The 12,510-nt window shown below is 57.1% G+C and carries 12 protein-coding genes; 11 read left to right on the plus strand and 1 reads right to left on the minus strand.

Annotated features, from left to right (window positions below):
• Positions 1 to 251: 251 nt before the first annotated feature.
• Entirely contained in the window at positions 252 to 2,177 is a 1,926-nt protein-coding gene (locus H7B67_RS04950) for an ABC-F family ATP-binding cassette domain-containing protein (protein ID WP_185118695.1), read from the minus strand.
• A gap of 188 nt (positions 2,178 to 2,365) precedes the next feature.
• Between H7B67_RS04950 and H7B67_RS04955 the strand changes: the two genes are divergently transcribed.
• The 11 genes from H7B67_RS04955 (at position 2,366) to H7B67_RS05005 (ending at position 12,510) form a co-directional block, all read left to right on the plus strand.
• The gene (locus H7B67_RS04955; protein WP_185118696.1) at positions 2,366 to 3,016 is read left to right on the plus strand and encodes a 5-formyltetrahydrofolate cyclo-ligase; all 651 of its coding nucleotides are present in this window, start codon (positions 2,366 to 2,368) and stop codon (positions 3,014 to 3,016) included.
• Positions 3,009 to 3,497, plus strand: coding sequence for a cyclic pyranopterin monophosphate synthase MoaC (gene moaC / locus H7B67_RS04960; protein WP_185118697.1), 489 nt, complete (start codon positions 3,009 to 3,011; stop codon positions 3,495 to 3,497). Before H7B67_RS04955 ends, moaC begins: the two co-directional genes overlap by 8 nt.
• A 44-nt stretch (positions 3,498 to 3,541) precedes the next feature.
• A complete protein-coding gene (locus H7B67_RS04965) occupies positions 3,542 to 4,036 on the plus strand; it encodes a MogA/MoaB family molybdenum cofactor biosynthesis protein (protein ID WP_185118698.1) in 495 nt (164 codons plus the stop codon).
• Positions 4,033 to 5,082, plus strand: coding sequence for a molybdopterin-binding protein (locus H7B67_RS04970; RefSeq protein WP_185118699.1), 1,050 nt, complete (start codon positions 4,033 to 4,035; stop codon positions 5,080 to 5,082). The genes H7B67_RS04965 and H7B67_RS04970 overlap by 4 nt, the downstream gene beginning before the upstream one ends.
• Before the next feature lie 63 nt (positions 5,083 to 5,145).
• On the plus strand, positions 5,146 to 5,376 hold the full coding sequence (tatA, locus tag H7B67_RS04975) for a twin-arginine translocase TatA/TatE family subunit (RefSeq protein WP_185118700.1): 231 nt from the start codon (positions 5,146 to 5,148) through the stop codon (positions 5,374 to 5,376).
• A gap of 180 nt (positions 5,377 to 5,556) precedes the next feature.
• On the plus strand, positions 5,557 to 6,369 hold the full coding sequence (gene tatC, locus H7B67_RS04980) for a twin-arginine translocase subunit TatC (RefSeq protein ID WP_185118701.1): 813 nt from the start codon (positions 5,557 to 5,559) through the stop codon (positions 6,367 to 6,369).
• Between the two features lie 255 nt (positions 6,370 to 6,624).
• The gene (locus H7B67_RS04985) at positions 6,625 to 7,905 is read left to right on the plus strand and encodes a methyl-accepting chemotaxis protein (RefSeq protein ID WP_185118702.1); all 1,281 of its coding nucleotides are present in this window, start codon (positions 6,625 to 6,627) and stop codon (positions 7,903 to 7,905) included.
• Between the two features lie 219 nt (positions 7,906 to 8,124).
• The gene (gene groES, locus H7B67_RS04990; RefSeq protein WP_126961006.1) at positions 8,125 to 8,409 is read left to right on the plus strand and encodes a co-chaperone GroES; all 285 of its coding nucleotides are present in this window, start codon (positions 8,125 to 8,127) and stop codon (positions 8,407 to 8,409) included.
• An 80-nt stretch (positions 8,410 to 8,489) separates the two neighbouring features.
• Positions 8,490 to 10,127: a chaperonin GroEL gene (groL, locus tag H7B67_RS04995; RefSeq protein ID WP_185118703.1), complete on the plus strand. Its 1,638-nt coding sequence runs from the start codon at positions 8,490 to 8,492 to the stop codon at positions 10,125 to 10,127.
• A gap of 189 nt (positions 10,128 to 10,316) precedes the next feature.
• Complete coding sequence (locus H7B67_RS05000; RefSeq protein ID WP_185118704.1) at positions 10,317 to 11,612, plus strand: ABC transporter substrate-binding protein; 1,296 nt, start codon at positions 10,317 to 10,319, stop codon at positions 11,610 to 11,612.
• A 16-nt stretch (positions 11,613 to 11,628) separates the two neighbouring features.
• Complete coding sequence (locus H7B67_RS05005) at positions 11,629 to 12,510, plus strand: carbohydrate ABC transporter permease (RefSeq protein ID WP_185118705.1); 882 nt, start codon at positions 11,629 to 11,631, stop codon at positions 12,508 to 12,510.

Genomic DNA, 12,510 nt, shown 5'->3' on the forward strand with positions numbered 1-12,510 from the left:
CGCAAAAGACTCCTTGCGGCAGTAAGCTTCATGGATTACGTCACGGGGGATAACTGATGCTGTCGTTTTATGTGGACAATGTGGATAAAACGGTGGAAAAGTCAGAAATTTAATATTCAGATAATAAAAAAGCCTATAAGAAACGGGTTATCCCGAGAAAAAATCACAATTTCTGGGGATAACCCGCTGCTCACAGGCTGTGGACAAAGCTGTGCGTAACCAAGGATAACATTCGTCGGAGATCGGGGACGTCAATCCAGCAAGGATTCCCATATTTCATAGGCTTCGTCGAGCGCTTGTCGCCGTTTGTCGACCTCTGCCTGTTTCTCGCGAAGGAGGACGTAATCGGAGAACACTTCCTCTTGCGCCATCTCCTTCTCGAAGGCGGCAATCTCCTCTTCCAGGCGGGCGATGTCGGCTTCCGCCTGCTCTTTCTTGCGCTGTCTGGCGCGTTCCTCCCGTTTGGCCTGCTTCTCCGCCTCATAATCCTGAACGGGCGCCGGGGAGGCGGCGGCCGTGCCGGCTTGCGGCGGAGAGGCCGCTTCGGCACGCCATTGCTCGAGCTCCTGTTTCTTCGCGACCATATCATCGTAATTGCCCAGGAAATGCTTCGCGCCTTCCGGATGAAGTTCGACGATCCGATCCGCCAGGCGATTGAGGAAGTAACGGTCGTGAGAAACGAACAGCAGCGTTCCGTCATATTCCTCCAAAGCGGCTTCGAGCACTTCGCGGCTCCATAGGTCCAGATGGTTGGTCGGTTCGTCCAGTACCAACACGTTCGCTTTGCGCAGCATGAGCTTGGAGAGGGCTACTCGCGCTTTCTCTCCGCCGCTTAAGGATCCGACCGTCTTTTTGACGTCTTCCCCGCTGAACAGGAAGTTGCCCAGGACGGTTCGAATCTCCGCTTCGGGAAGCATCGGGTATTCGCTCCACACCTCCTCCAGCACCGTGTTGGCTTTGTTCAGCTGCTTCTGCTCCTGGTCGTAGTAGCCGAGCATGACGCCGGTTCCCCAGCGAATCGTTCCTTTGCGAAGCGGCAACGATCCGACCAGCGCCTTAAGCAGCGTCGTCTTGCCGATGCCGTTCGGTCCGAGCAGGGCGATGCGCTCGCCTCGTTTCGCTTCGAAGCTGACGCCCTTAAACAGCGGAGCGAGCTCCTCGGACGGAGAAGCGGACGCTTCGGACACCTGAAGCACATCCTTGCCGGTGCGGCGCTCGGTCGTGAAGGAGAAGCTGGCTTGCTTCAACGTGCCCGGCTTCTCCAGTCTCTCGATCCGCTCCAACGCATTGCGGCGGCTCTGGGCGCGGCGCGTGGTCGTCGCTCTCACGAGATTGCGCTGGATGAAGTCCTCCATTCGGGCGATTTCTTTCTTCTGCTGCTCGTAGAGCTTGACCCGTTGGGCGAAGTCCGCGGCCTTCTGTTCCATGAAACGGGTATAGTTGCCGGTATAACGGGTAGCCTGATGACGTTCGATCTCCACGATCGAGGTGACCGTCGCATCCAGGAAGTAACGGTCGTGAGAGACGATGACCATGGCGCCGGAGTACGTTCGCAAATATTGCTCCAGCCAGGTCAAAGTCGCGATGTCCAGATGGTTGGTAGGCTCGTCGAGAAGCAGCAGCTCCGGCTGAACGACGAGAAGACGCGCCAGCGCCAGCCTCGTCCGCTGGCCTCCGCTAAGGCTTCCGACCGGAGTGCCGCGCGGGAAGTCGCCGAAGCCCATTCCGTGCAGGACGCTGCGGATCCTCGTGTCCATCTCGAAGCCGCCCGCGTCGCGGAACCGGTCGTTCTTGTCGGCGTATTGGCCGAGCAGCGCTTCGTACCGCGCGGCATCCTCCTGTTCGGCCGGGTCGGCCATTCTCTCTTCCAATCTCCGAAGCTCCCGCTCTTGTTCGAGCAGGGGACCGAAGGCGTCGTACATGACCTCTTGAATCGTCATTCGCCCGTCGAAGCTGCTGTTCTGCGCCAAATAGCCGATTTTGACCTCGCGCGGCTTCGAGACGGAGCCGGAATCGGCGGTCAGCTCGCCCGCCAGGATGCGAAGAAAGGTAGACTTGCCCGCTCCGTTGACGCCGACGAGGCCGATACGGTCTCTTTCATTAATAAGAAGGGACAACCCTTCGAGTACCGGGGTGACCCCGTAATGTTTCGTTATGCCAGATGCTTGCAATAGCAAGAGGAATCCCTCCGACAGACTGAATTTTCATAGGAATGAGCTTCATTCCAGTGTAGCGCAAAAACGCGCCTTCGTCCAAAAGCCGGTCTGGGCGGAATCGCCGGACCCAAGCGATTTCTTGGCGAAATTGGACAAATAATGATAAACTTAAACTACCTATACCTACATCGAGAAAGAGGGACCGAACGATGGACCTCGCGCGGGCAGAAGCTCTTAAGAAGGCTCTTCGGCAATCGGCGGCGGCAGCGAGAGACTCCGTTCCGTCCGAGCTTCGGTCCAGCCTGTCGGAAGCGGTCTGCGACTCCGTCCTGAGAGACGTGCTCGAGCCGCTGCGGGCGGAACGAGGCAGTAAGCTTACGGTGTGCCTGTACGGCGCCTTTCGCTCCGAAGCGAATCCTTCCCGGCTGGCGGACCGTTGCCGGGAAGACGGCCACCTTGTACTCGCGACCCGGGTTACGGGCGACGGCCAAGGGATGGAGCTCCGAAGGCTCGACGGCCCCGGTTCTTGGGGGACCGGCCGCTGGGGGGTTCCCGAGCCGGATCCGGCCCGCACCGAGCTATACCCGATAGAAGAAGCGGTCGACTTGATCCTGGTTCCGGGCCTCGCCTTCGACGAGTTCGGGGGAAGGCTCGGCTATGGCGGAGGATTTTACGATCGATTATACGATGTAAGAAGGAAGAACGCTCGTTCTGCCGAATCTACGATATGGATTGGATTCGCCTTCGGCGCGCAGCTCTCGAAGGAGCGGCTGCCCAAGGAGGATCACGATCTCCCGCTGGACGGACTGGCGACGGAGAACGGAATCCGATGGTACGACAGGAGGAGAAGGAATGGATAAGCTGACTCATTTTAACGAGCAAGGCCGCGCGGTCATGGTGGACGTCTCCGATAAGCCGGTTACGGCCCGGACGGCGACGGCCGAGACAAAAGTGAAGATGAACGAAGAGACGCTTGCGCGAATCCTCGAGGGAAAGGTCGCCAAAGGGGACGTGCTGGCGGTCGCGCAGGTAGCCGGAATTCAGGCGGCCAAGCGCACGTCGGATTGGATTCCGATGTGCCATCCTCTGCCTCTAACGGGAGTAAACGTCACCTTCTCCGATAACGGCAAGGATACGTTGTATATCGCGGCGGAAGTGAAGACGACCGGCAAGACGGGAGTCGAGATGGAAGCCCTCACGGCGGTCTCGGCTGTCGCCCTTACCGTTTACGATATGTGCAAGGCGCTCCAGAAGGATATGGAGATCGGACCGACCCGGCTGGTGTCGAAGACGGGCGGCAAGAGCGGCGACTACGCGATGGCGGATCGCCCCGCTGAGTAAAAAAAGAGAGATAGACCTGCGCATTTTTGGGAGGAGGGACTGGCATGTTTTGGAAGGTTGCCTTGTTGTCGGCAAGCGATAAGGGCTCCCGGGGAGAGCGGGAGGATACGAGCGCACAAGTCATTCGGGAGCTCGTGGAAGAGGAGCTCGAGGGGGAGATCGTCGATTATCGGGTCGTACCGGACGAGAAGGACGAGATTCAAGCCGCGCTTATCGAGATGGTCGATTATTTCCAAGCGGATCTCGTTCTGACGACGGGGGGGACCGGTCTCGGGCTTAGGGACGTGACGCCGGAAGCGACTCTGATGGTGTCCGAGAGAACCGTGCCGGGCATGGCGGAGGCCATTCGCGCGGCGGCGATGCAGCGGACGCGGAGGGCGATGCTGTTCCGCGGAGTCGTCGCGATACGGGCGAATACGCTGATCATCAATCTTCCCGGCGATCCGAAGGGCGTGACCGAGTCGCTGATGGCGATCATGGACATGATTCCTTCCGCTTTGCTTCAAGTAAAAGGGCTTGGGAGGGATATTGACGTATGACGGCTAACCGCGCGGGCAGCGGCGAAGGGAAGAAGCTCGGGAACACCCTGCTTCGCGAAGTGAAAGTGGAAGAAGCCGTCGGACTCGCTCTCGCGCACGATCTGACCCAGATCTTGCCGGGTCGGTTCAAAGGCAGGCTTTTCCGCAAAGGGCATCGGGTAACGGAAGAAGACATTCCCAAGCTGAAGGATATCGGCAAGGAGCATCTTTACGTCATGGAGCTGGCGGAGGGCGATCTGCACGAGGACGATGCCGCTCTCCGCATGGCGGCGGCGCTGGCCGGCGAGAACTTGACTTACGGAGAACCGCATGAAGGCAAGGTGGCCCTCAAGTCCGCGATTCACGGCCTGGCGCAGGTAGCGAAGCCGGTCGTCGACCGGATCAACGCCATCGGCGATATCGCCTTGGCGACGGTCCTGAATCACCTCGTCGTGCGGGAGGGAGAGTCTATCGCGGCAACCCGCGCGATTCCGCTCGTCGTACCGGAAGCCAAGGTCGCGGAGGTCGAGAGAATCGCCTCCGAATACCGGGAGCGGGAAGGCTCGGCGCCGCTCGCGGTCCGTCCGATGCGCAAGCTGCGGGCGGGACTTCTGACGACGGGAAGCGAAGTGTTCCACGGAAGGATCCAGGACAAGTTCGGCCCGGCCGTCGTCCGCAAGCTGGCGGAATACGGTTCCGAGGTGGCGGAGCAGCGCTTTGCGCCGGACGATCGCGAGACGATTGTCGGCCATATTCACTATTTTCTAGAGCAAGGGTATGATATGATATTGGTGACCGGGGGCATGTCCGTCGATCCGGACGACCGCACTCCCGGCGCGATCGCGGATGCGGGGACGGACATCGTCAGCTACGGAACTCCGATGCTGCCGGGCTCCATGCTTCTGTTCGGTTATTTGAAGGGCGTTCCGATCTTCGGATTGCCCGGCTGCGTCATGCATGATCCGTACACGTCCTTTGACGTGCTGCTGCCTCGGGTATTGGCGGGGGACGTCATCGGACGCGAGGATATCGTCGGAATGGGATACGGCGGGTTGCACCGCTCCTAAACAAGGCTATAATGGTATTCATAAGCTAGCTATCACCTAAGTGTAGGAATAGGAGGCGTAACGATGGGTGGCATCGGCGCTACAGGATTCATTCTGCTCGTGATCGTCGCATTGCTTTTGTTCGGACCCAACAAGCTGCCCGAGCTGGGCAAGGCTTTCGGCAAGACCCTTCGCGAATTCAAGCGAGGCGCGAACGGTCTCATGGAAGACGATTCCGCGGCGGCTCCGAGGCGCGTCGAAGTGAACGCGCAGGAAGCCGAGCAGCCGAAGGCGGAACGGCGTCTTCCGGAATAATTTTCCAAGATTGATGACGAGGGCGGCTTGCCTCAGAAGCCGCCCTGATTGTTTGTTGCATAGGAAATAAGGCGAAGCGATTTCTTGTAGATAAACCGGGAGCTCCCCCAAAAGGAATCGGAATCAACTACAGAGCTTTGCGTCACTTTTGGGGGAATTGTTCGTAGGGGAGGTATGCGCATGGCGACGGATCGCACGGACACCGCACAGGCTTCCGGAGAAGCGGGCTGGATGCCGGTGATGTCGCACATCGGCGAGCTTCGCAAAAGAGTCTTTATCGTGTTGATCGTGCTCGTTCTCGGCGTCGCGGGCGGATTGTTCTGCGCGAAGCCGATCTTCGATTACCTGATGGAAGAGACGCCGGCGGGACGCATCGAGCTGCATGCGTTCTCTCCTTGGGACGCCATCGGATTATATATGAAGCTGGCGTTCATCGTCTCCTTCGTCGCGGCGATTCCGACCGCGATCTTCCAGCTATGGGCTTTCGTCAAGCCGGCGCTCGGCCGCAAGGAGCAGAGGGCGACGCTGCGCTACGTTCCCGCCGCGTTCTTCATGTTCTTGGCCGGGTTGGCTTTCGCCTATTTTATCGTGTTCCCGATGGCCTACAGCTTCACGGAAGGCATTACGGACAGCATGGGAATCGAGCCGATGTACGGGGTAACCCAGTACTTCTCGTTTATGTTCAATATCGTGTTTCCGCTCGGCGTTTTGTTCGAATTGCCCGTCGTTCTCCTCTTCCTAACGAGAATAGGGATCCTGAATCCCGTCGTTCTGAAGAAAATCCGCAAGATCGCCTGGTTCCTCATGGTACTGGTGGGCACGGTCATTACGCCTCCGGACGTCATTTCCGACCTGCTTGTCGCGCTTCCGCTCGTCATTCTGTATGAAGTCAGCGTTTTCCTCTCCACGCTTGCCTTCAAGCAGCGGGAAGCCAAGCTAAGGGCGCGGGAGCTGGAGGACGAAGAAGAATATCGCGCGGCGGCAAGAACGTAGGCCATCGGCGCCAAAGATACCCGCAAGTTTACGACCCGCTGGGCCGGAGACTTGCGGGTTTTTCTTGCTTAAACGACATTTTGCCTGCCCCGATTCTCGAAAACGACGGGCTTGTCTTTTTTTCGATATTCCATTTGTTTCATTTTATGGTACACTAGAAAACACAACTATGGTAGCGTTTACATATAGGCTTAATTTATCTTTCGGTTTCGGGAAAACAAGTCTTGCGGCCTAATGTCGGAGGGGGAAGATGGAATGCGGAAGTCGGGTATGGGATTGGGCAAAAAAGCGCTGTTGCTGTTCCTGGGAGTGAGCTTGCTGCAATTGGTTATCGCGGGGCTTGTCATTGTCGGGGTGAACACGTCGTCGAATCGGATGCTCGGCATCTTGATCGCGGTTATCGCGGCGGCATGCATCGCCGCGGTCGGCCTTGGCGTTCGCTACCTGAATCGTTCGGTGATCGACCAGATCGGAAGCATTACGGGGGCTCTGAAGAACATCTCGTCCCCGAACGGAGGAGACCTGACTCGCCGGATCGTCGTTCAAACGGGCGACGAGGTCGGCGATCTCGCTAGCGCGGCCAACGCGATGCTGGACAGCTTGCAGAAGCTGATGAAGGAGCTGCGGGGCAGCACGGCCGAGCTGGCGGCGGCGGCGATCCAGCTGAAGCAAGGCGCCGACGAGAACGCGAGAGTCAGCGGCGAAGTGTCCCGGGCGGTGGAGAAGGTCGCCTCGGGTGCGGTCACCCAAGTGGCGAAGTCCCAGCAGATCTCGGCGGTGATGCAGGAGACTCGCGAAGGGCTGGGGCAAGTCGCCGCGACGACGACGGGAGCGTCGGACGCGGCCGTCTCCACCCGCAGCCGGGCGGAAGGGGGAGCGGTGCTGCTGCAGCAGGCCACCAGGGACATCGGCGAAGTGGAATCGTCCTTCCGGTCGCTTCAGCAGATGGTGAGAAGCTTGAACCAGAAGTCCGAGCAGGTGCTCGAGGTCATCGGCTATATCTCCGAGGTGTCCAACCAGACCCATCTGCTCGCTCTCAACGCGGCGATCGAAGCCGCGAGAGCCGGAGAGCATGGCAGAGGCTTCGCCGTCGTCGCGGGAGAGATTCGCAAGCTCGCCGACCAGACGCAGCAGTCCGCCGTTCAGATCGGGGACACGCTGCAGGCGATGTCGCTGGATATCTCCAGCGCGGCGTCGAAGTTCGAGCAGAGCTCCGAGCAAGTCTATGGGGCCGTCTCGGGGATGAAGCGGGCGGAGGAGTCGTTCAGCGAGATCGTCGGCGACGTCAGCACGCTCAGCAGCAATATCATCGAAGCGGCGGCCTCCATCGAGCAGATGTCGGCGGGCAGCGAATCGGTCGTTATGTCTATTCAGGAGATCGGCCGGGTAACGGAGGAGACGGCCTCCTTCACGGAGCAGGTCGCTTCCATGTCGCAGCAGCAATCCTCGTCCAGCGGGGCCATGGCGGAGACGGCGGACAAGCTGAGCGAGATGGCTTCCAGGCTGAAGGCGATGGCGGGGCACTACCGTACTTGAATGATTTGAATGGGCTTGGGATAGAATGGAAGGACGAGCGCGAACGGAGCGGACCCGCGAGATCATCGGGTCTGCTTTTTTTAACGGAAAAGGGCTTGAAATGCTTTAGCAAAATCAGTATCATAATAGTTGGTTATTAGCACTTCACATTAACGAGTGCTAACAAAATGGGGGAATCCCCTATAAACATTCAACCTATTCACAAAGGAGGCTATTTTCATGATCAAACCTTTGGGTGATCGCGTACTTGTAGAAGCGAGTGCCAAGGAAGAAAAAACCGCAAGCGGAATCGTCCTGCCGGACACGGCTAAGGAGAAGCCGCAAGAAGGAACCATTGTCGCGGTGGGCAGCGGCTCGCTGAATAAAGACGGTGCTCGCGTAGCGCTTGAAGTCAAAGTGGGAGACCGTGTACTGTTCTCCAAATACGCAGGAACCGAAATCAAGTATGAAGGCAAAGAGTACTTGATTATGAAGGAAAGCGACATTCACGCGATCGTGGGCTAATCGCCGACGGGAGCTGACGACATAAGCATCACCGGGAATACGTAACGCAAGGAAACACATTATCGAGGAGGGTAACCGAAATGGCTAAGGAAATTAAATTCAGCGAAGACGCGCGCCGCGCGATGCTCCGCGGTGTCGACACGCTTGCCAACGCTGTTAAAGTAACGCTTGGACCGAAGGGACGCAACGTCGTTCTGGAGAAGAAGTTCGGATCCCCGCTGATCACGAACGACGGGGTTACGATCGCGAAGGAGATCGAGCTCGAAGACGCATTCGAGAACATGGGCGCGCAGCTCGTTAAGGAAGTCGCAACGAAGACGAACGACGTAGCCGGCGACGGCACGACGACCGCTACGGTTCTGGCTCAAGCGATGATTCGCGAAGGCCTGAAGAACGTTACCGCGGGCGCGAACCCGATGGTCGTTCGCAAGGGCATCGACAAGGCGGTTAAGGCTGCCGTCGAAGAGCTGAAGAAGATCTCCAAGGAAGTTGCCGGCAGCAGCAACATCGCCCAAGTCGCCGCGATCTCCGCCGCGGACGACGAAGTCGGCCAACTGATCGCCGACGCGATGGACAAAGTAGGCAAGGACGGCGTCATCACCGTCGAAGAGTCCAAGGGCTTCAACACCGAGCTCGAAGTCGTGGAAGGCATGCAGTTCGACCGCGGTTATGTATCCCCGTACATGATCACGGACACGGACAAGATGGAAGCCGTTCTCGACAATCCTTACATCCTGATCACCGACAAGAAGATCTCCAACATCCAAGAGATCCTTCCGGTTCTGGAGAAGGTCGTTCAATCCGGCAAGCAGCTGCTGATCATCGCGGAAGACGTAGAAGGCGAAGCTCAAGCTACCCTGATCGTCAACCGTCTGCGCGGCACGTTCACTTGCGTAGCCGTTAAGGCTCCTGGCTTCGGCGATCGCCGCAAGGCTATGCTGCAAGACATCGCGGCTCTGACCGGCGGCCAAGTGATCACCGAAGAGCTCGGCCTCGAGCTGAAGTCCACTTCGATCCAGCAGCTCGGTACGGCTCGCCAAGTTCGCGTCAACAAGGAGAACACGATCATCGTTGACGGCGCCGGCGATCCTAGCGACATCAAGGCTCGCGTTAGCCAAATCAAGACTCAAATCGAAGAAACGACTTCCGATTTCGATCGCGAGAAGCTGCAAGAGCGTCTGGCTAAGCTTGCCGGCGGCGTAGCCGTCATCAAGGTTGGCGCAGCGACCGAAACCGAACTCAAAGAGCGCAAGCTGCGCATCGAAGACGCCCTGAACGCAACCCGCGCCGCGGTTGAAGAAGGCATCGTCTCCGGCGGCGGTACCGCACTCGTTAACGTATACAACGCCGTTGCCGCAGTACAAGCGGAAGGCGACGAGAAGACGGGCGTCAACATCATCCTTCGCTCGCTGGAAGAGCCGATCCGCACGATCGCTGCCAACGCCGGCCAAGAAGGCTCCGTTATCGTCGAGCGCCTGAAGAAGGAAGAAGTCGGCATCGGCTACAACGCCGCTTCCGGCGAATGGGTCAACATGTTCGACGCCGGCATCATCGATCCGGTGAAGGTAACTCGCTCCGCGCTTCAGAACGCTGCTTCCGTAGCGGCTATGTTCCTGACGACCGAAGCGGTTATCGCCGACAAGCCTGAGCCGAAGGGCGCAGCTCCGGCCGGCATGCCTGGCGGCATGGGCGACATGGGCGGCATGGGCGGCTTCTAATCGAAGCTGCTTGACAAAGATGGACCAGAGGGGAACCTCTTGGTCCATCTTTTTTTTAGGCAGATGAATCCTACCGATACCGAAATATCAAGTTTTTAAACAATTTCCCCACCGTTTTTCAATTATCATTCCTCTCAAGCCCCTTTATCATAAAGAGGTAAGTCATCACACCTAAGAGGAGTAATGAAGATGAGAAGACGCTTCGCTACGATTATGGCACTCATCCTGTGTTCCGCGTTAGTTGCTTGTTCGTCGAATAAGGGCGACACGGGTTCCGCGGAAGGCGATCAAGGCTCGGGCTCCGTCACGTTGCGTTTTGCCTGGTGGGGAGATCAGGCGCGGCACGATTTGACGATGGAAGCGATCAAGCTTTATGAGAAGAACTATCCGAACGTGACGATCGTTCCGGAGTTTTCCGGATTCGACGGCTATTTCGATAAATTGTCGACGCAAGCGGCGGGTAATCAGCTCCCCGATATTTTCCAGATGAATGTACCCAACTTCTCCTCCTATGCGAAGAACAACCTAATGGCCGATTTAAAGCCGTATGCGGATCAAGGGAAAATCGATTTCTCGAATATTAATGAAAGCGTTGTCGGGCTTGGCGAGCTGAACGGGAAGGTATCGTCCATTCCCGCCGGCATTAATGCGATCGCGCTCGTGTACGATCCGGCTGTCCTTCAAGAGAACGGCTTCTCGATGAACGATGCGGAATGGACCTGGGACGACTTTATGAATATGGCGAAAAGCATCACCGAGAAATCGGGAATGTACGGGGGAGGCAACATCGAATCGGTAAATGTGCTGTCGTATTACTATTTCCGTACCCTTGGCAGCGGCTTCTTTAATGCCTCGGGAGACGGCTTAGGGTTCGAGGACGCGCAGTTGATCGATTATTTCAACAAGGTATCCGAGCTTGCAGCAGCCAAGGCGATTCCGACTCCGGATATCGTAGCCTCTATCAAAGGCATGGAGGATGATTTGCTTGTGAAGGGGCAAGCGCCGTTCTCCTGGCGATTCTCCAACAACTTGTCTTCCTTGGCGAATCTGGCCGGCCGTCCTCTTGAATTGGCGCTTCTGCCAGGTCCCGGCTCGGACAAAGGCATGATGCTGAGGCCATCGCTTTATTATTCCGTCGCGGAGAATTCGAAACAAAAAGAAGAAGCGGTCAAGTTCTTAGACTTCCTCATTAACGATCTCGATGCGAACGACATCCTGAAGGCTGAACGGGGCGTCCCGATCTCTGAGAAGGTACGAGAACACATGATGCAAAATTTGAATGAAAATCAGAAGAAGGAGTTCGAATATATCTCCCGAGTCGAACAGCACAGCAGCGCCGCGGACAGACCGGAACCGGCCAAAGCCAACGAAGTGCGAAGCGCGCTTACCGACGTCCTCGACCGGCTGCTGTTCAAGACCCTCTCGCCTGAAGAAGCAGCGACCGATTTCAAGAAAAAAGCGTCCGAAATTTTAGGCAGAAGCTGAAGAGAAGGGATTCATCATGAGGGAAAAAACCAACCTGCTAGGTTACTTCTACATTAGTCCGTATATCATCGGATTGCTGGCATTCACCCTGATTCCGATGGCGATATCGTTATATCTGTCCTTTACCGACTATAATCTGTTGTCTTCCCCTCGCTGGATCGGGGGGGGCAACTTCAGTCGGATGGTATCCGACGATCAGTTCTGGCAATCGGTCAGAGTCACCTTCTATTACGTGTTTACCGCTGTTCCGGCTAGGCTTGTTTTCGCGTTAGCAGTAGCTATCGCCCTCAAGGAACTGAATTTCTTGAAAGGCTTCTATCGGCTGGTCTTCTACGTCCCGTCCTTGATCGGGGGGAGCGTTGCCGTGGCGGTGATCTGGGTACAATTGTTTTCCAAGGACGGGGTGGTCAACGCTTTTCTCAATACGCTGGGCTTCAACATCGACTTTTCGTGGATTGGGAACCCTTCGACGGCCATCTGGACTCTCGTTCTCCTGTCTGCCTGGCAGTTCGGCTCGGCGATGCTGATCTTCCTGGCGGGCTTGCAAAATATCCCGAAGGATTACTACGAGGCGGCGAGCGTAGACGGCGCCAACGCTTGGCGGCGGTTCGTGCGAATTACCCTGCCGATGCTCAGCCCCATTATTTTGTTTAATGTCGTCATGCAAACGATTAACGGCTTTTTGGCGTTCACGCCAAGCTATATCGTGACCGAAGGCGGACCGATGAATTCGACGTTGTTGTACGTGCTTTACCTGTTCCGCAGAGCCTTCCAATTCTCCGATATGGGCTACGCATCCGCCATGGCCTGGGTTATGCTTATTCTCATCTCGATCTTAACCGCGCTTATTTTCTCCTCTTCAAGAAGTCTGGTTCATTATGAAGGCAAGGGGGACTGA

The organism is Cohnella thailandensis (assembly GCF_014212135.1).
Taxonomy (GTDB): Bacteria; Bacillota; Bacilli; order Paenibacillales; family Paenibacillaceae; genus Cohnella; species Cohnella thailandensis.

Coding starts and splice junctions, on each gene's coding strand:
- H7B67_RS05005 (WP_185118705.1), top strand. CDS start 11,629: ATGAGGGAAAAAACCAACCTGCTAGGTTACTTCTACATTAGTCCGTAT.
- H7B67_RS05000 (WP_185118704.1), top strand. CDS start 10,317: ATGAGAAGACGCTTCGCTACGATTATGGCACTCATCCTGTGTTCCGCG.
- tatA (WP_185118700.1), top strand. CDS start 5,146: ATGGGTGGCATCGGCGCTACAGGATTCATTCTGCTCGTGATCGTCGCA.
- groES (WP_126961006.1), top strand. CDS start 8,125: ATGATCAAACCTTTGGGTGATCGCGTACTTGTAGAAGCGAGTGCCAAG.
- moaC (WP_185118697.1), top strand. CDS start 3,009: ATGGATAAGCTGACTCATTTTAACGAGCAAGGCCGCGCGGTCATGGTG.
- H7B67_RS04965 (WP_185118698.1), top strand. CDS start 3,542: ATGTTTTGGAAGGTTGCCTTGTTGTCGGCAAGCGATAAGGGCTCCCGG.
- H7B67_RS04955 (WP_185118696.1), top strand. CDS start 2,366: ATGGACCTCGCGCGGGCAGAAGCTCTTAAGAAGGCTCTTCGGCAATCG.
- H7B67_RS04970 (WP_185118699.1), top strand. CDS start 4,033: ATGACGGCTAACCGCGCGGGCAGCGGCGAAGGGAAGAAGCTCGGGAAC.
- groL (WP_185118703.1), top strand. CDS start 8,490: ATGGCTAAGGAAATTAAATTCAGCGAAGACGCGCGCCGCGCGATGCTC.
- H7B67_RS04985 (WP_185118702.1), top strand. CDS start 6,625: ATGCGGAAGTCGGGTATGGGATTGGGCAAAAAAGCGCTGTTGCTGTTC.
- tatC (WP_185118701.1), top strand. CDS start 5,557: ATGGCGACGGATCGCACGGACACCGCACAGGCTTCCGGAGAAGCGGGC.